Source organism: Aliiroseovarius sp. F47248L (assembly GCF_023016085.1).
Taxonomy (GTDB): domain Bacteria; phylum Pseudomonadota; class Alphaproteobacteria; order Rhodobacterales; family Rhodobacteraceae; genus Aliiroseovarius.
In genome coordinates this window covers 114,079-138,922 of the sequence record NZ_JALKBF010000002.1, presented here as the reverse complement: position 1 = coordinate 138,922, position 24,844 = coordinate 114,079, and the positions used below count along the sequence as shown (strand labels likewise).

The window sequence follows — 24,844 nt, the reverse complement described above, 5'->3', positions numbered from 1 at the left end:
CTACTTGAATTGGTAGCTCTTGTGATCGTTGCTTGTGGCCATTCGTGGCGAAACGATACAATGAGGTCGCTGTCGCAACAACAGCCAAGGTGCGCCAGATATGCCATTGATCTTACAGAGCGATCATGGAACATTCCGCCGCACGATCAGCGCTAAGTTGCAAGAGAACCAGGACCCCGCGATGACCATCGGCAAGGAAAAAGTGCTTCTACTGAGCGTCATGCGCAATGAAGGGCCGTACATCCTTGAATGGCTGGCGCATCACTTCACGCTGGGCGTGGATGATCTGCTGATTTTCACCAACGGATGCAACGACAATACCGACAAGATCCTGGATCGGCTTGAGGTCATGATGCCCCACCGCGTCAAGCACCAGCCGAACCCGAAGGTGATGTTTCCCGACCGCGGCAAGTGGCACATCATGGCGCTGCGCTACGCCGGGTATTTTGGGCGCTACAAGGCAGCAGACTGGCTGTATGTGACCGACGCGGATGAGTTTCTGAACCTGAAGGGCGACGTGGACACGCTGGATCAGTTCTTTCAGGCGACCGGTCCGGCGGATGCGGTGTCATTCACGTCGGTCGGGTTCAACAGCAACGGGCACAAGACGGCGGGGCGGGAGAACGTCGTGGAACGCTTCACCCAGACCGCGTCGCAGTTTCAGGCCGCCGAGGACGCTGGTACGCCCGTGATCACCGCCGTCAAAACCCTGTTCCGCAATGCGGTCGAAGGTCCGCGTCGCCCGCATCGGCCGGTGACAAAGAACTTCTCGATGCAAGGATTCAAATGGATCGACGGTTCGGGCACACAAATGCCGCCCGAGTTTACCGACGGTCAGAACAAAGCCATCGACGCGATTGGCAGCCGCCAGTACGGGCAATTGAACCATTACTCGATCAAAAGCGCGGCCGAGTTTCTGTTGAAAGTGGATCGCGGCGCTGCTGTCGATTCTGTGCGCCTTGGGGCGTCGGAACAGTATTGGAACCACGCCAACCGGCCCGGTGACACGGACCTGTCAGGCGCCAAACTGTCCCCTTGCGCGCAGGAAATGTACGAATTTCTGATGTCTGACAACGAGTTGCGCGAACTGCACGAGGAATCCTTTGCCCTGCGCGAGGCGCAACTGGATGCGATCCTGAAAACGGAATCCGGTGAAAACCTGGCCCGCGCAATCGGCTTTTACGACTAGGCTTTCTGCTCCAACAGCACAATCTCGGGCACCGAGGCGTCCTCGTTCGGGGTCAAGCCCGCGACCTTGGCCTTGTGCGCTGCGTGGTGAAACCCCTGTGCCGCTCCGCCGATCAGTACCACCTGTTCGATGCTGCCCAGATCCAGCTTGCCCAGCACACCGGCACCAATATCGGCGTAGCTGATGCGCAGGACGTCGGGTTTATATCTTGAAATCAGCGTGTTGACGGCATCCGCCGTCCGGCCCGGATCGTCGGGCCAGTTTACCTGCGTGTTGTCAAAGGACAGCCGTGCACCGAAATCCAGCCCATTTCGGTCCAAAATATTACGCGCGATCACAAGGCGCGAGGCGTTGTCTTCCTGCGCGATTACCGTCGCGCGGTCAAAGATCGTGCAGGTATAGATCGACAGAAAGCCGACCCCCGCGCCAAGGTCCAGCACCCTGTTTCCGTTTTCGACCATCCGCCCGGACAGCCGCGCCAGCTTGCGCTGGTATTTGCCGCGCAGCACCATATCAAGCTGGCTGGGCGAGAAGATGCGCACATCCGCCGGCATCTCGATCCCGTGATTGGCGATCCAGTCCACCGCCGCGTCGGCGGACACGTCAATGTCACCCACCACGAAACCGTCACCACCTTCGTGGGTGTCGATGAACTCGGCCGAGGGTTTGGTGCGTCGCTCTTCCACCGGGCGCTCGGCGTTTTGTTTTTCGACCTTCGACATTAAGGCGGCAATTTCGGCAGGGTCGCGCGCCTTGGGCGGCTTGGCGGACACCTGCGTGATCGGCACCTTCGACGCCTCGATCAGCGATTGCTTCAACGCTTCATAGGCATCCGTCTTGCGATAATCGTCCAGCCGCGCCTCGATCCGCTCCAACGCCTGATAATGCAGCTTGTTCAGCACGGGGTCGGTCAGCAGCTCGTCCATGATCGCCTGCCGCTTTTCCGAATAGCGCAGGATTTTGTCGTCCCGCACTTCGTTGCGATCCTGAAGCGCCCAGTAGTCGGCGTTGTATTTGTCTTTCTTGTTGTTCACGTTGCCGCGGAACTTGCGCACCGCATAGCTGTCGACGGACTTCACCGCGTAATGGTTCATCTGCGCCCACTGATACCCAACAGTGCGCCGGATCGACCGCCAGCCGCGAAACTTGAAGTAATCCTCCATCGGCAGACCGGAGCCGTTCAGCCATTTGATGCTGTCGGGGAAATCGGTTTCCAGATGCTTGTTCTTGATCGAGGGGCGGTGGATGCCAAGTTTCCACTTGTCATGGTCGAACTTGAACAGGGTCTTGACCCCCCACCCCTTGTTCCAGGTGGGCGGCGCGGCATAGAGGTATTGCTCGGTCACTGGAGCGCGGCTCCAGTCCACGATGTTGCCTGACCCGAAAATGCGCCATGTGATGACAATCCCGTTGGCATCGCCCGCCGCGTCCAGCATCGCATCCAGCGTGCCATCGCCATAGTTGATACACAGAAACTCGTCTGCATCGAACAGCAATACCCAATCGGCCGCGCGCACGATCGGCTCGGCCTGCGCATAGTTGATGGCGGATGGCTGTGGCTTCACCCCGTCGGGAATGTCGTTGCGGCGGTGATAGCCCAGCCCCAGCTCCTCCAGCCGGATCAGCATGTCGTCGGTGCCGTCGGTGCAGTCGTTGGTATAGACCAAGATCTTGGTGAAACCGACCGCCAGATGATGCGCGTACCATTCCAGCAGGAACGGCGCTTCGTCCTTCATCATCGACACGGCCAGCAACTCGCCGTGGGGGCTTTTATGTGGCTTCAGTCTGATGTGTCACCCTTGGTCGCGCGTGGCTCAGCGCAGTGCCTTGTTCGGATCAATGCCCACCTGTTCGCACATCCGCGCGGCATAAGACCCCGGCAATGGCGCGTGCTTTTGCCACCACGGTTTCGTGCCGTTGGTGTATAGATGCACTGACATAGTGTTTTCTGTGAAATGCCCTTCGACCCGGCCATAGGGATCATAGAAAATGTCGTTCAGCTGGAACGGCACCGGATAAAGAACATCGCGGTCGCTGGCCTGATCATACTGCCCGGTTTGCTTGGCGAAATAGGTGAAGGCTTGCGGGCCGAACGCGGTCCGCTCGGCGTTGTATATCCGCGCGGCGTGGGACAGTTTCGGGTCTTGCCGGTCATATTTCTTGCGCTGGTTCTTGTTCCACCACGCCGGATAATCGGGCAAGTTGTCATAGTAATCCAGCAGTTGATCCATCAACTCGCATTGCTGCGGCAAGCCGACCACGCCACAGTTCAGCGCGCCCGACATGCCGTGGCGGCCAAAGATATAGTCCTGATCTTCGGGAAAGGGGCGGTGGCAGAAAGCGTCGCAGTCAATCCAGATCGCGCCGATCTTCTGGATCATTTTGTAGCGAAACACGTTGGACAGGAACGACGCACTCGTCGCCTCGATCAGCGCGCGATCCAGTTCCATGATTTCGGAGGCAGGGCGCACCTCGATCCCGTCGGGCACGTTGTCGACCTTGTCGGCACAATACAGGATTGTCCGGTGCCCGGCGCGGACATGGGATAGCAGGCACAGCTGGTTCAGATAATGAAGTTTTTCGCCAATCCAGAGGGACGCAACCGCTCGTCGTTCACTCATACTCGTGCCCTTTCCAACTGCTCCGCCATTCATGGCGCGTTTCCCCGCTAGTTAGCTTAGACGCGAAGGCCTTGTAAACAAAAGACGCCGTCATCGTTGGATCCGTCGTCGATGTGTAAACCTCAAGCCGCTTCTATCCAGCAATTTCCCGCCGATGTCGCAAAACCGGTGGAGGCTTCCATCGCTTCACGTTAGGCTGGAACAGAACGACAACGTGATTTGCACAAGATGGGAGTTGGGAATTGCGGTTCACCTTTGATAAGGCTCTGTTATTCCTAGCTTTTACGTTTTGTGGGTCGTTACAGCCCGCATTGGCGCTGGACGTTGTCAATTTCTCGGTCACCGGTAGCGATAATACGCTGGAAGATGAGCTGAAATCTGCCTCGCTGGTGCTGTCTGCTGAAAATGATGCCGACAAGGACACGCGTGATGTCTTTGCCGCCGCGCTGGCCGAATATGGCCAGTTGGTACAGACCCTTTACGCCAACGGATACTATGGCGGCGTTGTGCGTGTGCGCGTGGATGGACGCGAGGCAGCCCAGATCCCACCCTTCGACGTGCCACAATCTATCCGTCGGATTGACGTTTCGGTCGATCCCGGTCGCCAGTTCCGGTTTGGCACCGCGAAAGCCGCGCCGCTGGCCCCAAACACCGATATGCCCGCCAAATTTCGCGCGGGCGAGGTTGCAAAAAGTGTCACTGTGCAACAGGCGGTGGATGCTGCCGTGTTGGGTTGGCGCGAGGCCGGGCATGCGAAGGTCGATCTGGCAGGCCAGTCAATCACCGCCAATCATGCCAGCGCACAATTGTCCGCATCGCTGAGGTTTGCACCGGGTCCGAAAGTGCGCTTCGGCACCCTGCGCCAAACCACCGAAAGTGCTGTGCGCTCTGATCGGATCGCGCGCATCGCGGGCTTCCCCGAGGGTCGCGTGTTCTCCCCCGACGATCTTGAAACGGTCGCGAAACGTTTGCGTCGAACGGGTGCGTTTTCATCCGTCACCCTGACCGAAGCGGAAACGCTGGGGCCGGACAACACGATGGATATCGGGCTGGCATTGGTCGATGAAGAGCCTCGCCGCTTTGGCTTCGGGGCCGAACTTGGGTCGCTTGAAGGGTTGCAGCTGACCGCTTTCTGGATGCACCGCAACATGTTCGGCGGGGCCGAGCGGTTGCGCGTTGACGGCGAAGTTTCGGGCATCGGCAGCCAGCATGGCGGCGTCGATTATTATCTGGATGCGCGGCTGGATCAGCCCGCCACATTTGGGCCCGACACGAACGCTTTTGTGTTTGGCAGCCTCGCCTATGAAGACGAGCCGGGCTATATCTCGCGCAGTGCCAGCCTTGGCGGCGGGATCAAGCGCATCTTCTCGGACACGCTTGAGGGAGAGCTGGGCGCGGCATTGATGTATTCCGAAACAACGGATGTGCTGGGCGACCGCCGCTTCTTCCTGTTCGCGCTGCCGTCGTCGCTGACATGGGACCGGCGCAACGACAAACTTGATGCCACCCGCGGCACCTATCTGAAGGCCGAGGCGATCCCGTTCATCTCGGTCGACACGGGCGGCACGGGTGCATGGCTTTATGGCGACGGGCGCGCCTATCGCGGCTTTGGGGCTGAAGATCGGTTCGTCGTTGCCGGACGGGTTCAGGTTGGATCAGTACTCGCGGGTGACAGCGGCGACATTCCCCCTGACTATCTGTTTTACTCGGGCGGTGGCGGCACGGTGCGCGGCCAACCCTATCAGTCGCTCGGTCTTGATGCAGGCGGGGGTGAGATCACAGGCGGGCAGTCTTTCGCCGTTTTGTCCGCCGAATTGCGCGCCCAGATCACCGACAAGATCGGCGTTGTCGGCTTTGTTGATGCAGGCCATGTCGCTGGTGGTAGCCTGTTTGACGGTGAAGGCAACTGGCACACAGGCGGCGGCATCGGTGTCCGATACAAAACCCCCATCGGTCCCTTGCGGCTGGACGTGGCTGGCCCCATTTCGGGTGGTACTGGCAACGGCGTGCAGATTTACATTGGTATCGGGCAAGCGTTTTGAGTCATCTTTTTCGAATACTCGTTTCCTTGGCGGCTTTGTGCTGGATTGGTCCAGCGCTGGCGCAGACCGAATTGGATGAAAAAGACGACCGCGGCTATTTGCAGGCCCTTCTGGAAGACAATCTGTCGGATGTGGGTCGCGATATTCGCATCATCGGATTTCAGGGCGCATTCAGTTCAAAAGCCACAGTGGAACAAATCACCATCGCGGATGACGACGGGATCTGGTTGACGCTGAATGACCTTGTTCTGTCCTGGACCCGGTCCAGCCTGTTGCGCGGCGCGATCAATATCGACCAGATACAGGCAAAAGAAATCATCATTGCTCGCAGACCTGTTCCGGTTGGCGGCACAGCCACGCCCGAGGCTTCAGGGTTTTCATTGCCAGAACTTCCTGTATCGGTCGAGATCGGCGTGATCAAGGCTGACCGGGTCGAGATTGCACAACCCGTGATTGGCGAAGCTGCCGTGGTGCGTTTGGAAGGCTCGGCCAGCTTGTCAGGTGGCGAAGGCACAGCCCAGCTGAGCATCACCCGCACCGACGGACCAAGCGGTGCGTTGCAATTCGACGGAAGCTTCAGCAACGCCACGGAAGTGCTTGATCTGGTCCTTGCTGTTGAAGAAGGCGACGATGGCATCGCGGCAAACATACTTGACCTGCCGGGACGTCCCTCCATCGGCCTGACTGTCGCGGGCACTGGCCCGCTGTCCGATTTCATCGCCGAAATAGATCTGTCCACCGACGGAGCGCAACGTTTGACCGGACAGATCACTGTGCAGGACGAGCTCGACGCCGCTGCCTCAACCCCGGACAATCCGGTCACGCTGACACGGTTCGCCGCGCAGTTGTCAGGCGACATCGCGCCGGTATTCCTGCCCGACTATCGCGATTTCTTCGGTGAAAATGTTTCGCTAACCGCCTCTGGACGGCGATTTGCCGACGGTGCGCTGGATTTGGAAACCCTTGAGTTGACGACTGAAGCCCTGACCCTTCAGGGTGATCTTGCTCTTTCCGCAGGTGGCTGGCCCGAGCGGTTCAAGCTGCAAGGCAAGGTGGCCCATGAAGACGGCGCGCCGGTCGTGTTGCCGGTCGGAGGGACCAAGACGCAAGTTCAGACGGCTGACATTGCCATCGGCTATGACGCCGAAAATGGTGAAGCTTGGCAGGCGGTCTTCGCGCTGAACAACATGATCCGCGACGATCTGGCGCTTGAGAACGCAAAGATCACCGCCAACGGCGCGCTGGTGCGCGGTGAAGGCACGACGGTGGGTCGGATGGACGGAGATGTAACGTTGGATGTGTTGGGTATCGCGCCCTCCTCTGTCGATCTTGCCCGTGCCATCGGTCCAGCGTTAGCCGGGAAACTGTCGTTTGACTGGCGTGAAGATGCACCTTTTCAAGTTACAGACATCGACCTTGAAGGAACGGATTATCAACTCACCGGTAGCCTGTCTGCCGACGATCTGGAAAACGGAATCACGGTCACAACCAACAAGGATTTTGTTCTGGCTGCACGCGACCTGTCGCAATTTACCGGGATGGCTGGCACTCCGCTGACGGGTGCGGCAACCGTCACGGTCAAGGGCAAGGCCAACCTGCTGGGCGGTTCGTTCGACCTGACAATTTCCGGCAACGGCACGGATCTTGGCATCGGTCAGCCCCGGTTTGATCCGCTGATTGCCGGGGCCAGCCGGTTGGACGTGAAAGCCGTACGTGACGAAACCGGTACGCGCCTGGAGCGGCTGAACATCACCACCGACCAAACTGTCGCTGCGGTGACGGCTGACTTGAAAACCGATGCCTCGGCCGTTCAGTTTGATCTGAGGATCAAGGACGCAGCCGCTATCGACCCCGGTCTGTCCGGCCCTGCGACTGCAAAAGGCTCTGCCATTCAGACCAAGGATGTCTGGGCGGTGCAGGCTGATGTAACAGCGCCGGGTGGCGTTGCTGCTTCGGTCGATGGAACAATTAATGTGACCAAGGACGGGCCAGGGCTGGTCAAGGGCTCACTGATCGCCAAAGCCGCGTCACTCGCCCCTTATGCACAACTGGCAGGCCACCCGATCTCAGGCGCGATCTCGGCGACGACCTCGGGCAGTTACAACCTGGCGACAGGCTATTTTGAGGGCGAAGTGGAAGGGTCCACCGCCAATCTTGGGCTGGGCGTTGAGGTGCTGGATGGCCTGACCCGTGGGGCCAGCACTTTCATGGCCCGCGCTCATGGTAACCCCGGCAAGGTTGTGTTCGTGGATACCCTGTCGATCAACACCCCAGAGCTGACCGCACAAGCGACGGGGCAAGACATTGATGGGCGCAACACTTTAACATTTCAGGTTAATTTGCGTGATGTCGGAGTTGTGGCAAACGGGATATCCGGGCCCGGTTCGGCCAACGGCACTGCGACACTTGTGGACGATACCTGGCAGCTTTCAGCCTCTGCAACCGGGCCGGGCGGCGCGACTGGCAACTTAAACGGCTCTGTGCGTTCGGACGTCAGCAGCGCCAATCTGGCTATCAACGGCACTGCCCCGCTTGAATTGGCCAACCGATTTATTCAGCCTCGCTTGCTGACCGGACAAGCTGCATATGATTTGACGCTAAACGGCCCGCTTGCGTTGTCCTCGGTGTCCGGTCGGGTGCAGTCCACCGGTGCGCGTTTGACGCTGCCCACGTTCCGCCAAGCGCTGGACATCACCAGCGCGACCGCTGTTCTGTCTAATGGCCGTGCCGATCTGAACATCACCACATCGGTTGTTAACGGGGGGCAGGTCACGGCGCGTGGCACCGTTGGGCTGGAAACGCCCTATCAGGCCGATCTAGAAGTCGACGTCAATCAAGTGACGCTGACCGATGGAAATCTGTTTGACACCACCGTAAATGGATCGGCCACCCTGCGTGGGCCACTAATCGGCGGGGCCACATTGCGGGCAGACATGGAACTGGGACGCACGGAAATCCGCATCTCGGATGTGCCCGCAAGCACGGTGCCGATCATAGCGGAACTGGATCATATCAACGAAACTGCCGCGTCACGCCAAACGCGTGCCTTTGCGGGCTTGATTGTCGAAACGGACCCTGCCGCGACCGGCACTGCCCGCCCCTATCCCATCGACATCACTTTGCGCGCGCCCAGTCAGATTTTTGTGCGTGGTCGCGGGTTAGACGCCGAGTTGGGCGGAGAGCTACGTCTGACCGGCACCAGTGCAGATGTGCGCCCAGTTGGCGAGTTTGATCTGATCCGCGGACGGTTGGATATCCTTGGCAAACGCCTGACCCTGACCGAGGGTCACGTCAGTTTGCGTGGTGCGTTCGACCCCTATCTAAGATTTGCGGCCGTTTCCCAATCCGACGACATCACTGTAACGATCAATGTGATCGGCCCGGTCTCGGCCCCCGAAGTCACGTTCACTTCAAGTCCTGCATTGCCCGAAGACGAGGTTCTGGCACGGCTTCTGTTCGGACGCAGCATCTCGGAAATTTCTGCTTTGCAAGCCTTGCAGCTGGCCGCAGCGGTCAGGACACTGGCCGGCAAGGGTGGTGACGGAATCGTTGGCAACCTGCGCAAGAACTTCGGACTGGATGATCTTGATCTGACCACAAATGAAGATGGTGAAGCATCGTTGAGTGTTGGCAAATATATCTCGGAAAACATCTATACCGATGTGAACATCGGCGCTGATGGCGATACCGAGGTGAACCTGAACCTGACCATCAGTCCGTCGGTGACGGCGCGTGGCACGGTCGGATCCGATGGCGAAAGCACCATCGGGATCTACTACGAACGGGATTACTGACCAAAATCAGGCGCTGGTGATGACCTCGATCTTGGCATCGGGGAAAGCCGCAATAATGTTTTCACCCGTGGCTTCATCAACCAGACACAACGCAGTTGATAGCCCATCCGCAATCATCGCAGTCGGGGCCGAAACAGACACAAGTGCCTGCACTGCCGCGCTGCCGGTCGGCGACAGAATGTGCCCCTGCGCGCCGCCAATTTCCATCGCTGTCGGCACCGAAGTTGCTATCGCACGATCCGTTGCAGTCAGACGATGAACCAACGTTCCGTCCGTCTTGGCAACACCAATGGACCACGGCCCGTTCGGCCCCTGCCCCAACGCGGCGATCTCGCCCATATCGACCAACACATCATGCAAACCCTGGCCACGCAGAAGGGCGGCGATGCGGTCAGTCACGGCCCCTTGTGCAATCCCGTTCAGGGTCAGCGCTCCGCCTTTCGGCAAGCTGATCTGATTGGCGTCAAAACTTACATTCGACCAACCCACAACCGATTTTGCCGCCGCGATTGCATCATCACCTGCATCATTCGCGATTGCCAGCCAAAGCGGTTGGACGGTTGGGTCAAACTGTCCTTCGCTGGTCGCGTGCAAGCTGGCACAGGCGCTAAGCACATGCAAAAACTCGGCGGAAGGATCGCCCAGCGTGCCAAAACGGTTCAGGCGTGACAGTTCGGAATTGTTGCGATACAGGCTGAAAATATCCTCAAGCCGGTTCAGTTCAGCTTCGACCTTGGTGAAAATCGCGTCCGCATCTGGTTGGGCCACGCCGACAAGTTGCATCGACACTGGGCCACCCAGCGCATAGCCCGTCCAGCGGGCGACGGGTGTGGAAGCGGCTGCACCTGTCGGAACCGCCAACGCGGCGGCCGAGATGGCCAGAAAACGACGGCGGTTCAGGATGCTCATGAAGGTGTCTCCAACGTCTTGTTCAAATCAACGGCGCCAAGGGCTGCGTCGTCAGGAATGGTGTCCAGCCTATGTGTGTCACCGCCATATTGCGCAATGAACACAGCCGCGTCGTCGGTGTTGGCGAATGGCACAATCTCGGGTGCGCCCATACCGCCAGCCACATCCGCGCCAACAACATATATCGCATCTTCGGCGGCAATCCAGTTGCCTTTGCCGGGATCGGCCCAACTTTGCGCAACGCCCATGTCGCTGACATAGATTGCGGTGATGTCCGCCTCACGCTCGGGGCTTTTCAGATAGGCGACAAGGTCACGCACCTGCGCGAAAAACAGTGGCGCCGGGTGGCCGTCCAGATGGATCTGCCCTTTGGGGCCGCCATGCTCGGCAACGTTCATCTGGCAGAAATAGCTCAGCGCCTGTTCGGATATGTCTGTGGGAGGCGGCGGGGCCTTTGCCTCTTCCTCGTTGCAGGCAATCAACGCCAGAAGGCTTAGAAAGATCAGGCGCTTCATGGCTCAACCCTTTTAAAGGCAGCCCGCGCCAAAGCGAAGGCGAGAAGCGGCCACAGGATCAGCGACAAGGGTGCCGCCCATGCAGGCAATGCCTGTGCCGCCCCCACCATGCCCGATGCCATCGCCACGCCGTCCGAGGCCGAGATGTTCCACACCCGGAACGCATCCGCCGGGTTGGCGACCATCAGCCACGGAAAGATGGATCGCGTGAAGGTGCCGCTGCCATCCATCACCACCGCCCCCAACAGGCCAAGGTCGTATAGGACGACAAACACAAGCCACAGCCCCGCCGACAGGCCCGCCGCTGCGGTCGCGCTGCGTGACAGGGCCGAGACCAGATAGCCAAGAGCCAGAAAAACCGCACCCAGCAGGATCGAGGTGCCGATCAGACGTGCCAAAGCCATCAGGCTATCTGCCCCTGCCCCGCCGAACCACGCGGCAATTGCACCCGCCGCACCAAACCCGATGGTCATGGCAAAGGCCAGTGCAGCCAGATGGGCGGCGAACTTGCCCAGAAGGATTTCCCCACGCCCCGCAGGATAAGATAGAAGCAACGACAGACTGCCGCGCTCGGCTTCACCCGCGATGGCGTCAAAGCTAATCATCAGCGCCAGAAGTGGGGCCAGATAGACCGACAGCGTGGTCATCGAGGTCACGGACACGGTCAGCATATCAACGCCGACCGACCCGGTCGGCGCGCTGCCCGCAAAGGTCAGCGCCAGTGCGAATAGAAGCATGATCACGGTCGCCATCAACAGCCATCGGTTGCGGCGCAGGATCAGCATTTCGGTCGAAGCGATGGACAGGAAGCGGGTCATTGCGCACCCTCCTTGGCGAAATGGCGATACAGGTCTTCAAGACGCGGCGGCGTCATCTCGATATCGGTGATCACCTCGCCCATGGCGGCGACACGGCGCAGCGCCTCCATCTTACGATCTGGGGTGCACAGGATTTCAACGGCGACGCCGTTGATCCGCGTTCCGCCCGTGGCTTGGGCAACCTGATCGGCATGATCACCGCTAGCACGAATGCGCAGCTTGGTCGGCAAACCAGCCTGCGCCGAAAGGCTCTGCAGCGTGTCATCTGCCACCTTCACACCTTTGCGCAGAATGGCGATACGGTCGGTTTGGGCCTCAACCTCGGTCAAAGCGTGGCTGGCAATCAGAACGGCGGTGCCATTGGCGGCCAGTTCGTCAATGATTGCATAAAGATCTTGGCGCGAAATGGGATCCAGCCCACTGGTGGGTTCATCAAGCAGCGCCACTTTTGGATTGCCCAGCAGCACCTGCGCCAGCCCCAGCCGCTGCCGCATCCCTTTGGAATACGCGCCAATCCGTCGGTCCATCGCATCGCCCAGACCAACGCGATCCAGCAATCCGGCCACATCGGCCTTCTGCCCATCGAGACGGGCGAACAGTTGCAACTGCTCGCGCCCCGTCAGTGCCGGATGAAAGCTGACAGCTTCCGGCAAATACGCGGTCGTGCGGCGGGCAACCGCACTTCCGGGCTTCGCGTCACCGACGCGAATTTGGCCATCCGTGAGTGGTGTAAGGCCAAGAATGGTTTTGATCAGGGTCGATTTTCCCGCCCCGTTGTGACCCAGCAAGGCCACCCGTTCGCCGGCGGACACGCTGAGTGATACATCATTCAGAACGGTCGTCTTGCCGCGGTCCTTGCGGACATGTTCAATGGTCAGGGCATTATCCGTCATAAGGCACCTTTGCGCTCGCAGCCGGTTTCACGGCCTGCATAAGAGGGTTCGAGTCGATCACGCCGCCGGGCAGAAGTGCCGGAAAGGCGGATTGCGACCAGCGCACAAGTTGCACGGCCGGAGACCCGAGAAGAAGTTTTGCGGCAGGCTGGGTCCAAAGCACATGGTCCATACTGTCGTTGGGACGATATGGCGCATCCGCGATGCCATCGCCATCCACGTCAAAGGCGGCAAAGTCGCTCCAGTAATTGCCGCGCCCGTCCTCGGACCACTCGACCCACTTGGTCGACACGTATTTCACCTGCGTGCGGTTGCCGATAAAGCTGTTGCCGACGATGCGGTTGCGCTCGGACCCTGCCGTGAAGTGGATACCAATATCGCACCCCTCGAACCAGTTGTCGGTAAACACATTCTTGTTAGCGTTGTAGAGGAACGTGCAGCGGTCAGAGGCGTTCTTGACATAGTTGCCGACAAATTCGCTGTCATTGGCATAGTTCAGCATGACGCCGTGGTCGCGGTCGTTGATCGAGACGTTGTTTAGTACCTTCACATGGGTCGTGAACATGATCGCATAACCAAGGTGGTTACCGATTGAGACATTGTCCGACACTTCGCTTCGGTCGGCATACATATAATGTACCGCAAAGCGAAGATCGCGAAACAGGTTGCCCTTGAACAGGTTCTTTTTCGAGGTGTTGACGAAGATGCCGTCACGGCCATACCGGACGTCATTGTTCAACACCTGCGCACCTGCGGCATTCCAAACGTAAACGCCGTTGCCGCGTGCATTCATATGGCGATCTTGACGGCCTTCAATGACATTGCGCTGCACGATGCTGTCGCGCGCGCCGTGAATGTCCACGCCGTAAAGGTTGCCCAGAATTCTATTGTCTTCGACAATCGCGCGTCGTGCTGTCTTGGTCAGCTGCACACCGCTGTCGATGGTTTCGTGACTGCTGCCCGAGCCAATCAGCTCAAGCCCGCGCACGACGATATCCGGACCCGTCACCGTGATGACAGACCCCGTTCCACCCGCGTCGATCACGGCCTTGCCGCGCCCGTCCAGCGTAATGGTTTTGTCGAGCACCACGGGGCCAGCATGGCGGCCCGGTGCCAGGATCAGCACATCGCCGGGGGCAGCCCCGGCGATGGCGTTTGCAAGTGCGCCATCTTCGGCTGGCACAATCCGTTCGGCTGCCGACACCAAAGGTGCCGCCAAGACCGTGAAAAGAACCGTGAGAAGAAGGCGCAGAGTTTGCATGGTTTAGGCTTTCGGTTTCACGAACATCCGACCGCGCATCTCCATGTGGAGTGCGTGGCAGAACCACTGGCAGTAATACCAGTAAACGCCGGGTTTCGCGGCTGTGAACGTGACCGAGGCTGTCGCCATCGGGCCGATCTCCATCGCGACGCCGTGGTTGTTCAGCGTAAAGCCGTGCGTCAGGTCGTCAATGTCATCCAAGTTGGTGATGATCACTGTGACTTCGTCACCCTCGTTCACTTCGAAGGTCTCAAGCGCGAAAGTCGGAGCTTGGCTGGACATATAAACGCGCACTTTGTTGCCGTCGCGAATAACAGTGTCCATATAGTCGTCGATATCGACGCCATCGGCTTCGGCCTGCGCACGGGTTTCGGCCCACATCGGGTCGTTACGATCCCAGACATCAACCGGATTCACGATGTCACGACGCACGATGATCACGTCATGCGGTTCGGCGAAGGTCGGGCCGTCATGAACCACTTTCATATCATCAGTCGAGATGTCGATGATCTGCTCGTTCTCGGGCTTCAAAGGACCGACATTGATAAACCGGTCTTTCGAGAACTTGTTGAGCGACACCAGCCACTTGCCATCGGCTTCCTTGGTTTCACCCATGGATGTGTGGTTATGACCCGGTTGATAATGCACATCAACCTTGGAGATGATCGGATCAACATCGGCACCCGCATAGGCTTCGATGGCTTTCGCGATGTCCCATTTAACCATCTGGCTGTCTAGGAACAGCGTGGTATAGGCCATGCCTTTGCCGTCAAACGCTGTGTGTAGCGGCCCAAGGCCCAGTTCAGGCTCGGCCACCACGCAGGAGCGCGGGTCAGCGTCTTCGTCAAACAATGCGGGCATCTTGGTCACGTCCAGAACCGAGCATGTCGGCGACAGCTTGCCGTTTACAACGACGTGCTGCTGATCTGGTGCGGTGTTGATGCCGTGTGGGCTGTTCGGGATCGGAACGTAGCGTGTGTATTTCTTGTTCTGACCCTTCCGGCCGTCGATCACCTTCACACCGTTCATTTCGGTGAAATCACCAGCAGCGATACCGGCTTCGATTTCTGCAAGGTTGAAGATAACAACGTGATCCAATTCGTTCTCTGTCATCTCGGCAAGGTTCATCCCCATTTCCGAGTTGTAAGAGGTCGAGAAGGCAAATTTACCCTGATAGTCACAGTCGGTGTTATCAAGGTTGCCCGACACCATCACCTGCCACGAAATCTCCATCGTGTCGCCGTCAAGAGCGGTGAAGAAGTTCACGTATTGGCTGGGATCATCCAGGATCGAACCATCGTTCACGATCGGCGTTTCATCTTCGCCATTGGCAAACACGTAACCGGTGCGCGGGAATTTCTGCGGACGCAGGCCGTGAATGGCTTTTGCGTTCGGAATTTCCACGATCTTGTCGGTTTTCATCACGTCGCAACGAACACGCGCCACGCGGGTGTTCGCCTTGTCGTTCATGAACAGGTAACGACCGTCATAGGTGCCGTCGGTGAACGACATGTGCGGGTGGTGAAGGTCACCATTGTCATGCACGCGTTTGCCGTTGGCCGCCAGAAACGCCTTGGTTTCGGGCAACATGCCGTCTTCAAAGATCTTGATGCTTTCGTTGGTCTGGCCCCAGCCGGTCGCCGAACAACGGTTGAACACGGGAACGCGCATCAGCTCGCGCATCGACGGGAAGCCCAGGATACGCAGCTCGCCGGTCTGACCCGACGACCAGAAGCCGTAATATTCGTCCAACTCGCCGGGCTCAAGATTCAGGGCCGACGCCGCACGTGCAGGGGTCGCCGTCATCATTGAGCCACCGATACCGCCGGTGCCAGCGACAACCGCAGTGGTAGCGGCAGCCCCCAACATGCCCCGACGGGTCATGGATAGGTCTTTGGTTTCTTCAGTCATCGTATTTACCTCCTTCAAGGATCTTATGACGTCTTGGCATTAGGGTGATTAGCCGGTGGATTTCTGGGCGGAATATTCAGATCCGCCGCCCCGATCTTCTCGCGTCGCTTCAGCTTGCGGATCACGACCGGACATTTGTCGGCCGACTGATACAGAACCTGGCAATGCAGGCAGTCGACACACTCGTTGGGATTAATCTCACCTGTCGGGTGAATGGCCTGGACGGGGCATTCATTTGCACAGGTTTGACAAGGATTACCGCATTCCTTGTAGCGTCTCAGCCAGTCAAACATGCGGATACGCGCCGGGATTGCCAGTGCACCGCCCAGCGGGCAGACATAGCGGCAATAGAACCGTTCAACGAACAGGTTCGCGACGATAATCGCGACAGCGAAGACCACAAACGGCCAGTCGCGCACGAATTTCAGGATGATCGCGGTCTTGAACGGTTCAACCTCGGCATAGTGTTCAGCCATGGAAAGCGACACCATGCTCAGCCCGAACAAACCGAAGAAGATCATGTATTTGATCGGCCACAGGCGCTCATGCAGACCCCAAGGCAAGGTCCATTGCGGCACTTTGAACGCCCGCGCGATGCGGTTCGTCAGCTCTTGCAATGCGCCGAACGGGCACAGCCAGCCGCAGTAAGCTCCTCGACCCCAGAACACCAGTGCGGCGGCGACCGCAAACCACTGGATAAACACCAGCGGGTCCATCAGGAATGCGTCCCATGTGAAGCCACTTCGCAGACTATTCACCAGCGCCAACAGGTTCACCACCGACAGCTGTGCATTGGCATACCAGCCAAGGAAAAACAGCGTGAAGGTCAGGAAACTCATACGGAACCAGAAAAAGACGCGTGCGTTCGCGGTGGCCTGAAACTGGAAGAAGAATGTGCCTGTCAGCACCAGAAGCATCGCGCCAAGGATACCGATCTCGACCGATTTGTCTTTCCAGATTCGCTTCCACAGTTGCGACTTGGCGGCGGCTTCGTCATCGGCATCGTTCAGAACGGGTGCCGGTGCGGCCACTGGCAGCAAATAATCCTGTGGTAGCTTGTAGTCCAGATCGAAGGTCAGGAACGCCTTGTCAATTGCCCCGACTGCGCGTTGCACCAACAATTGCAGACGAAAGGGTTCGGCTGGGTTGAAGTCAACCTCGGCCGGGATTTTGAACAGATCCAATTCGGTAAAGCTGGGACTGTCGGAAGTTGCCAGAGCACCAACCCGAAGGTGTTGCTTGTCAAAGAAGCGAACCGACTTGTCACCCTGGATCATGTGAATACGGTCAAAGATACCGCCCCGGACATAGCCCGACCCTTTGAAGCTGTAGGTCCCGCGCCCCATCACAAGGATTGCGTGTTCGCCTTCTTCCAACCAACCGGTCAGGTTCTCATACTCCGCTTCGCCCAGCAACGATTTGCCGATGGACGGCACCGAAACCAATGCCAAATGCATGTCGATGAACGTGTCATCCGGCGCGCCTTTCGCCGGGCGCTTGATGGCGCGGGCATCGCCGGTTTCTTCGAACGCAGCGTTGATTTGGCCCACGTCCAGCGTCATGCGGCGCACCGATCCGTCGCCCGCCAAAGTGGTCCAGTCAGATATGGTCTCTTGTGACATGTCCACTTCGCGTTTCGGCCCTTCGGCCTGTGCCGGGGACAAGTCGCCAAGCCCCAGACCGCGCGCGACTTTGATGCCCGCGCGCACAAGGCTATCGTCAATCACCATGATCGTTACGGTCGCGCCTGAAATGATGTCCAGATCATGCGCGGTGCCGCCGGCGGCAACCTCGGCTTTCAGGTCAAGACCCTTGTAGCCTTCGGTCACCTTGATCATTTTCGAGTTGGGGATGCCGATCAGTACGATCGGTTCCGAGTGCTTGACGAGCTTCACACCGGTCAAAATCGCATCCGCGTCAATTGCGGCGACCACATGGATAGGTTTGCCCGAATATCCTGTCGTGCCAACGAAATCCGAGGTCAGGAAGGCATAGGCGATCGTCTCGCCACCCTTAAGGACCGGGGCAACGGGCACATCCTCGCGGATCGGGCCGAACGCGTCGGCGCCTTCGGCCAATTCAGACGGCGTAATGTCGGGAAGGAAATTTGCAAGGCTTTCGGCGTTTGCCTCGCCCGCCATGACCCCGGAAAGGATCACAACAATGGCACTGAGCCAGTTAAAGATCGCGCGCTTTACAGTCACAGCGCACCTCCGTTTTCTTGGATTGACGCCATGATCGCGCACGTGGCGCAGTCTGCTATATCTATGTTCGCGGCTGGAGGGCCACGGGTTTCAGGCCAGGCGCGTCTAAGCGCAACACCAATGATTTGCGGTTTAAGAAATACGATCCCTGCGACATCGCGCATCGGCGCAAACTGCGGCTGATTGGTGCCCGTCAATGCGGCCATCGACGCGGCGCACATCACACAATCAAAACAATCGTGGCAATCGTCCGGTGAAGGCAGTGTCGGATCCGACAAATCCACCTGCACATATTCCGTGCCAAAATCAGAACAGATTTCGATCCATGTCCCATTGGATGCAGTACCCATCGACGACGTAAAAAGCTGCAACACCAAAGCCAGCAGTGACACGGTCAAAGCAGCATTGCTGACGGTCCGACGAACGGCCCCCACAATAATCTTTAACATCTGCCACATACGGCGCATTGCCGAATCCCTCTACGCGTTTCAGCCTAGGTTGTGCGGGATAGAACGCCGCGCTTCCTTGATCTAAGTCATACATCGTCGTGACAGGAAACTTTTTACCGTTTGGTCAGATTTAGGAAATTACTCTTTCCGAAGCAATAACTTATTTAAGACATCACCGATCTGAATAATTGCCGGCTCTGTCATCATCGTGAAATGGTCGCAGTCAAATTCGCGTATGTCGATTGGGCCATCAATATAGCGATCCCAGCCAAGATTTGGTCCTGCGGCGATAAACAACGTTCCCGCCTTTCGGGCCTTGAACAATGTGACTGTCGCATCCTGACTTGGTGTTTCATATCGGGTCTGTGCGTCCACGAAGGCGTCGGTCATGCGCTGTCCGATCAGTTCGTCGGGCAAACGGTCGCCAGCGGCTAAATGTTGCCGGATCAGCTCGGCGTTGCGGCGATCTTGGTCGCGGCCCTGCCTGCGCTCGCGCCAACCCAAAGCAAACTCTATATCCCATTTGCGCGCTGCCCACAGTTTCTGCACCAACGACAAGGGCTTGTGCGACATATGCGGTGCGATAGTGTCGAAATAGACCAGCGTCTCAACCTCGTCGCCCGCTGCACGCAATTGCCGCATCATCTCATACGCCACAACGCCGCCTCCGGAATATCCAGACAGTCGGTAGGGGCCGATCGGTTGATAATCCCTCATCGCGCGAATATAGCGCTCGGCCATTGCCTCAATCGTCTCGTCGACCTCGGATCCACCGTCGGATCCAAGCGCGCGCAAGCCCACAAATGGGATGCTTGGGTCCAAAAAGCCTGCCAGAGGCCGGAAATTCAGGATGTTCCCCCCTGCCCCATGAATACAATAGAAAGGCCGCACGTATTCGGACCCTTTGGTGATCACGACAAGCGGGCTCCACGATTTGGTACTTGGCTTGCGTTGCGCATCGGATGTGTCCGGAGCAGTGCCCTCGACCGCCTCGATCCCTGCCTTGTCGCGCACCAATGCTGCAAGTGTCGCAACCGACGGCGCTTCGAACAAGGTCGCCAGCGGCAACGAAACCTCGTATTCCTTTCGTATGCGTCCGAACATGCGCACGGCGCTTAGCGAATGACCGCCAAGGTCAAAGAAATCATCATCCAACCCGATCCCATCGACCCCAAGAATCTCAGCCCAGATCCCTGCCAGCTTTGCCGCTACCGGATCGGCAATCCTACCACCTGATCCACTGCGTTTTTCGCCCGCTTTGGCTGGTTTGTTCGCCTCAGCCATTGCCAGCGCCACAAGGTCCAGCGATGTGGGCGAAACAACCAGATGCTTTGCCGGATGGGTAAAGGCACGGGCAAAGACCGCTGGTGCTTCGTGATCCCGAATACCGGTCGCCAAAAGCTGATCGGTCAGACGCGCCGCCTTGGGGGCGACGGACAGTTGCGCCCGATCAATCGCGCGCAACGCCAAATGTTCAATCACCATCAATGGCGCGCCATCCTCAGAAGTGATCAGCACATCGAAAGCAACAAATGAACCCGGCGTCTCGGCCACTTTGCGCGCCCGACTGATCACCCGATCCGGCAGGGGTGCGAAAACGCGCACACGATCTGCTGACATAGGGGCATAGATCGAGTGGTCCGCAGATAACTCCAACAGACCAAGCCCGAATGTCGCCGCCATATCCAAGAGGGCGGGATGCAAAGGGTGAATCACAAGATCATCGGCAAACGTATCGGGCAGCTGAAAATGCCCCTCGATCACATCTGCATTGCGACGGGTATCGGTCACGCTGTCCCAGCGCGGTCCAAACCCGATCAGATCCTCTTGGGTGCTGCGTGTGTCGCGCGCAATTGGCAACAGCTCGGCGGTGCGCACCAAATCTTCCGGCAAAGATTGGTCCTGCGCACGCACGATCCTGATCCGCATCTGCGCATGATCCGTCATCTGCGCATCGCTGCCCAAACGGCTTTCAACCGTCAGGTCATACCCATCCAGCACGGGGCGCAGCGAGATTTGCATCACACGCGGCAATCCCTCACTGAATACCATCGGCTGGGCCAGCGACAATGCGTTGATTTCGTAAGGCTTTCCGTTCAGAACCTGACGCGCCGCCTCATGGGCCAGTTCGATATAGGCAGTGCCGGGCAGAACGGGATGACCGGCCACGACATGTTCGGACAGCTCCCAATTCTGTTCAGGATCCAGCACGCGCTGGAAAACGACAGACTTCCCTTCACCCTCGTGGCGTTGGCCCAGAATTCCTTTATCATCGCCGATCATCTCGTGCCCATATGCCCGAGCGGCCATACCGCTATCACGCCAAGTGCCCCAAGCGATTGATAGTCCGTCCGGACGTGAGGCGGCCAATGCATCCACCGCAGCATTGCCCCCGACATAGGCCACCTGTCCCGGTGGCCCAACCTCGACCGAGGTGGATGAAATCGTTGCGAACACATCCAGCGTGCCTGAAGGCAACAGGCGGTTCAACAACTCTCCGCCCAACAATTTCGGGGCCATGACAGATGCAGCATCCGCGGCAGAACGCGCGGCCAAAGGTGCGTCATCCAGCAGACCCGCCGCATGAATAACCCCGTTCAGATCGCCAAATCGGGCACGAATTTTGTTGATCGCATCGCTCAGAGCAGCTTCATCCGTAACATCGGCAGCCACCATTAAAAGCGCGCCACCGGCGGCAGTGATCTTGGCCTCAAACATTGGATCGGGTTGGGCTGAACGCGACAAAAGCGCGACATTTGCCCCGACAGTCTGCGCCAACCACAGTGCCATCTGGCGACCAATGCCCCCGGTCCCACCGGTGATCAGATACGTGCCGCCTCGACGTAAGCGCTTTGGCAGTTCTGTCGTGTTCGGAGAGGGGGCCGGGGCAAGTACACGACGACGCACCAACCTTTTGCCACCATCGCGCAGCGCAACCAGATCATCGGCGCCACTTCCAGCCACCTCGGCCAACAGTTGCGCGGCGCAATTCACGCCGTCCTGTAGCAGATCAACAAGCACCGCAGCCAGCCCCGGCACCTCGCGCGGGGCGGATCTGGTCACGCCCAGTAACGCGGCGTTTTCGGGCGCAGTCGCTGAAGGATCAGCAAGCGCGGTTATATTGCAGGTCGCAATGCCCAGCCGCGCGCCCGGCGGCACTTCTGTCTGTTGCAACATGCGCGCAAGGTCATAGGCGTTTTCAAATGATTTGCCGCCTGCCAGCGACCACAGCGACAGGATGCGCGGCGGTACCTCTCCCATAGCCTGCCCCAACTGGTCATAATCCTCGGCGCAGTCCGGGCGTAGGGTATAACCACCGTCAATTGTCGCAAAGGCATCCCCTTGCATCACCCGGATCACTTGCGCCCCGGCGGTGCCCAATTCGCGCAGCACCATTTCAGACAGAACATCATCATTGGCAAAGACAAGCCATGGACCCGACAGATCCGGCGCAAGCCCCGTTCGCGGCGCCGTCTGCCATTCAAGCTTCTCGAACCACATATCAATGTCTTCGATCCGTGGAATTGTCAGGACATCGTCCTCTGCACGATCCCCGACTCCTTTACCGGGTTCGATCCAATGTCTTTGCTTTTCGAATGCGTATGTCGGCAGGGATACCCGCTGACCCGCCGTCGCAACGGCTTTCGACCAATCAATCTCGTGCCCCGCCGCCCATAGTCCTCCAAACGCCGCCAGCGCCGCACCATATTCATCTGTGGTATCCGTCACCGCAGGTGCACTGGGCAGGATCGCAGCCGCCGGATGATCGCTGACCGCCGCTTCAACAAGCGGGCCAAGGGTTTGGCCGGGCCCAACCTCGATCACAATTCGATTAGGGGTATCAAGAGCGGCAGATACCGCATCGGTAAAGCGCACTGTGTTGCGCAAATGACGGACCCAGTAATCGGCACTGATCAGATCTTCCCCCTGCGCCCAGTCGCCGCGCATCGACGACACCATCGGGACGTTCAACGCGGTAAAGTGAACGCCTTCAAACCCTGAGCGGAATTGGTCCAACTGTCCGTCAAGCTGGCGCGAATGGGCCGCCACGTCGATATGAATGCGACGCGCTTCGATCCCGTCACGAGCCAGTTTCTTTTCAAACGCCTCGATTTCGGACAATGTGCCAGAGACGACGGTGGTTTCTGCGGTGTTGATCGCCGCAATGTCCAAACTATCAGGCAGTATCGCGCGGGTTTCGTCCTCGGGGAACGGCACGGTCGTCATGGCGCCGGTTGGGGCGGCGTCCATGACCTGACCCCTCAGGGTCACGACGGCAAGCGCATCGCGCAGCGTCATCGCACCCGCAACCACTGCGCCTGCGTATTCGCCCACACTGTGCGCAAGGATCGCGTCAGGCGTGATCCCCCAGCCTTTCCAAACCGCAGCATACGCGTATTCCAAAATGAACAGCGCCGGGATCGCATAGCCGGATTGCCCCAGTTTGCGGCGCGCTTCAGTATCATCCAGCGTGCATTCAAACATCACACGATAAAGATCGTTTGGCGCGGTATCTGGCAAATCGGCGAAGCAGGCGTTCACCGCATCCGCAAATACCTTTGACTGCGTTAACATCCCTGCCCCAGCGCCGGGATATTGCGCCCCACCGCCGGGGAACAGAAAGACAATCTGTGTCGGTTCATCCGTGGCTTTGGCGCGCCGCGCCAGGACAGAGTTTGCCTGATCAAGCACCGCGGCTAGCTCGTCGGCCGAACGCGCTGCAACGACACTACGTTCACCGAAGGCCCGCCGCCCCTCTCGCAAAGTATAAGCGATGTCGTTGGCTGAGGGTGCATCTGATAAAAAGTCAGCCCACACCGTGCGCCCAGCCTCCAACGACGCATCAGTGCGCGCCGAGAACGGGAACAGCTGCCAATTTCCATCACCGGCGGTAGCCGCACGCGGCGGTGCTTCTTCCACCACCACATGCGCATTGGTGCCACCGACGCCAAGCGAGTTTACAGCGGCGCGCAGTGGGGCTTCGCCCCTATTCCAATCACGCCCTTTAGCGACCACTTGAAACGGGCTGCTGTCAAAATCAAAGCGCTTGTTCGGAGTTGTGAAGTTCAGGCTGGCGGGCAGATATTTGTGGCGCAGTGCTTCGACCACCTTGATAAGACTGGCCGTGCCCGCCGCGGTATCCGTGTGGCCGATATTGGTTTTGACCGAGCCGATGCCAATACTACCCTTGAGCGCGTCACCATAGACCTGATCGAGCGCAGATAACTCGATCGGGTCACCAATCGGCGTGCCGGTTCCGTGCGTTTCGATGTAGCTGATCGACGATGGGTCGACCCCGGCCAGCGCCACCGCTTCGGCAGCGGCTTCCGCCTGTCCATCGACCGAGGGCGCAAGATAGCTGGCCTTGCCCGACCCGTCATTGTTAATCGCGCTGGCCAGAATAACCGCCTTGATGTCGTCGCCATCTTCAACTGCGTCGTCATATCGGCGCAATACAACCATAGCAGCACCCGACCCGAACACAGTGCCCTGACTGTCGTCATCAAACGTGCGGCACAATCCGTCCGGCGACAGGATTTCACCTGGCGAGAACCCGTACCCGACCCGGTGCGGCAGCTCGATCGTCACGCCACCCGCAAGCGCCATGTCGCATTCCATATTCAGAAGCGAGTTCGCGGCCATGTGGACCGCGACAAGCGATGTCGAACAAGCCGTCTGCACAGCCACCGACGGCCCGGTCAGATTCAACAGATAAGACAGGCGTGTGGTCAGGAAATCTTTGTCATTGCCGGTGTGTCGCAGCAGGAAATACCCTATCTCGTCCAACAGCTCTGGGTTGGACAGCAGGTTATAGGGCATATAGGTCTGCATCCCCGACCCGGCGTAGACACCGATGCGCCCATCAAAATTTTCGGGCATGTGGCCCGCGTCTTCAAGCGCCTCCCATGAGGTTTCCAAAAAGTGGCGGTGTTGCGGGTCCATGATCGATGCTTCCTTGGGCGAAAACCCGAAAAAGCCTGCGTCAAAACACTCCATGTCCGGGAAAACATGCGCCACTTTCACATAGCCGGGATCGGCAAGTGTCGTGCGCGGCACACCAGCGGCCAGAAGGTCGGCATCAGACAGGCGCGTTTCGCCCGACCGGCCGTCAGCCAACAGCCGCCAGTAGTCGCGCACTGTCGGGGCTGACGAAAACCGCCCAGCCCGCCCGATAATGGCGATCCTGTTGTGGGTATTGCCTGCCGTCATGCGCTGATTCTCATCCCCCCGATCACGC

The 24,844-nt window shown here is 58.6% G+C and carries 14 protein-coding genes; 3 read left to right on the top strand and 11 right to left on the bottom strand.

Annotated features, from left to right (window positions below):
* The first annotated feature begins 181 nt into the window (after positions 1 to 181).
* The gene (locus MWU51_RS15990) at positions 182 to 1,189 is read left to right on the top strand and encodes a glycosyltransferase family 2 protein (RefSeq protein WP_247039232.1); all 1,008 of its coding nucleotides are present in this window, start codon (positions 182 to 184) and stop codon (positions 1,187 to 1,189) included.
* Here MWU51_RS15990 and MWU51_RS15985 read toward each other — a convergent pair.
* Positions 1,186 to 2,928 (bottom strand): glycosyltransferase family 2 protein, encoded by a 1,743-nt coding sequence (locus tag MWU51_RS15985; RefSeq protein WP_247039230.1) that lies wholly within the window; start codon positions 2,926 to 2,928, stop codon positions 1,186 to 1,188. The two genes, MWU51_RS15990 and MWU51_RS15985, sit on opposite strands and share 4 nt — an antisense overlap.
* A gap of 75 nt (positions 2,929 to 3,003) precedes the next feature.
* Positions 3,004 to 3,810 carry a hypothetical protein gene (locus MWU51_RS15980; RefSeq protein WP_247039228.1) on the bottom strand — a complete coding sequence of 269 codons (807 nt, stop codon included), beginning with the start codon at positions 3,808 to 3,810 and terminating at the stop codon, positions 3,004 to 3,006.
* Positions 3,811 to 4,052: 242 nt separating this feature from the next.
* On the opposite strand from MWU51_RS15980, the gene MWU51_RS15975 reads away from it, so the two are divergent.
* Positions 4,053 to 5,852, top strand: coding sequence for an autotransporter assembly complex family protein (locus MWU51_RS15975; RefSeq protein WP_247039226.1), 1,800 nt, complete (start codon positions 4,053 to 4,055; stop codon positions 5,850 to 5,852).
* Positions 5,849 to 9,646, top strand: a complete 3,798-nt coding sequence (locus MWU51_RS15970) for a translocation/assembly module TamB domain-containing protein (protein ID WP_247039224.1) — start codon at positions 5,849 to 5,851, stop codon at positions 9,644 to 9,646. Before MWU51_RS15975 ends, MWU51_RS15970 begins: the two co-directional genes overlap by 4 nt.
* Before the next feature lie 6 nt (positions 9,647 to 9,652).
* Here MWU51_RS15970 and MWU51_RS15965 read toward each other — a convergent pair whose 3' ends face one another.
* The 9 genes from MWU51_RS15965 to MWU51_RS15925 all read right to left on the bottom strand — a co-directional run bounded on the left by MWU51_RS15965 (position 9,653) and on the right by MWU51_RS15925 (position 24,816).
* On the bottom strand, positions 9,653 to 10,555 hold the full coding sequence (locus MWU51_RS15965) for an FAD:protein FMN transferase (RefSeq protein ID WP_247039222.1): 903 nt from the start codon (positions 10,553 to 10,555) through the stop codon (positions 9,653 to 9,655).
* The gene (locus MWU51_RS15960; RefSeq protein ID WP_247039207.1) at positions 10,552 to 11,070 is read right to left on the bottom strand and encodes a nitrous oxide reductase accessory protein NosL; all 519 of its coding nucleotides are present in this window, start codon (positions 11,068 to 11,070) and stop codon (positions 10,552 to 10,554) included. Before MWU51_RS15960 ends, MWU51_RS15965 begins: the two co-directional genes overlap by 4 nt.
* Positions 11,067 to 11,888 carry an ABC transporter permease subunit gene (locus MWU51_RS15955; protein ID WP_247039204.1) on the bottom strand — a complete coding sequence of 274 codons (822 nt, stop codon included), beginning with the start codon at positions 11,886 to 11,888 and terminating at the stop codon, positions 11,067 to 11,069. The genes MWU51_RS15960 and MWU51_RS15955 overlap by 4 nt, the downstream gene beginning before the upstream one ends.
* Positions 11,885 to 12,781, bottom strand: coding sequence for an ABC transporter ATP-binding protein (locus tag MWU51_RS15950; protein WP_247039202.1), 897 nt, complete (start codon positions 12,779 to 12,781; stop codon positions 11,885 to 11,887). Before MWU51_RS15950 ends, MWU51_RS15955 begins: the two co-directional genes overlap by 4 nt.
* Entirely contained in the window at positions 12,771 to 14,033 is a 1,263-nt protein-coding gene (locus MWU51_RS15945) for a nitrous oxide reductase family maturation protein NosD (RefSeq protein WP_247039307.1), read from the bottom strand. The genes MWU51_RS15950 and MWU51_RS15945 overlap by 11 nt, the downstream gene beginning before the upstream one ends.
* A 12-nt stretch (positions 14,034 to 14,045) precedes the next feature.
* Positions 14,046 to 15,953 (bottom strand): TAT-dependent nitrous-oxide reductase, encoded by a 1,908-nt coding sequence (gene nosZ / locus MWU51_RS15940; RefSeq protein WP_247039200.1) that lies wholly within the window; start codon positions 15,951 to 15,953, stop codon positions 14,046 to 14,048.
* A gap of 23 nt (positions 15,954 to 15,976) precedes the next feature.
* A complete protein-coding gene (locus tag MWU51_RS15935) occupies positions 15,977 to 18,094 on the bottom strand; it encodes a NosR/NirI family protein (RefSeq protein WP_247039305.1) in 2,118 nt (705 codons plus the stop codon).
* 59 nt (positions 18,095 to 18,153) lie between these two features.
* Positions 18,154 to 18,624 (bottom strand): DUF2946 family protein, encoded by a 471-nt coding sequence (locus MWU51_RS15930; RefSeq protein WP_247039198.1) that lies wholly within the window; start codon positions 18,622 to 18,624, stop codon positions 18,154 to 18,156.
* A gap of 120 nt (positions 18,625 to 18,744) precedes the next feature.
* A complete protein-coding gene (locus MWU51_RS15925) occupies positions 18,745 to 24,816 on the bottom strand; it encodes a type I polyketide synthase (protein ID WP_247039196.1) in 6,072 nt (2,023 codons plus the stop codon).
* Positions 24,817 to 24,844 lie beyond the last annotated feature (28 nt).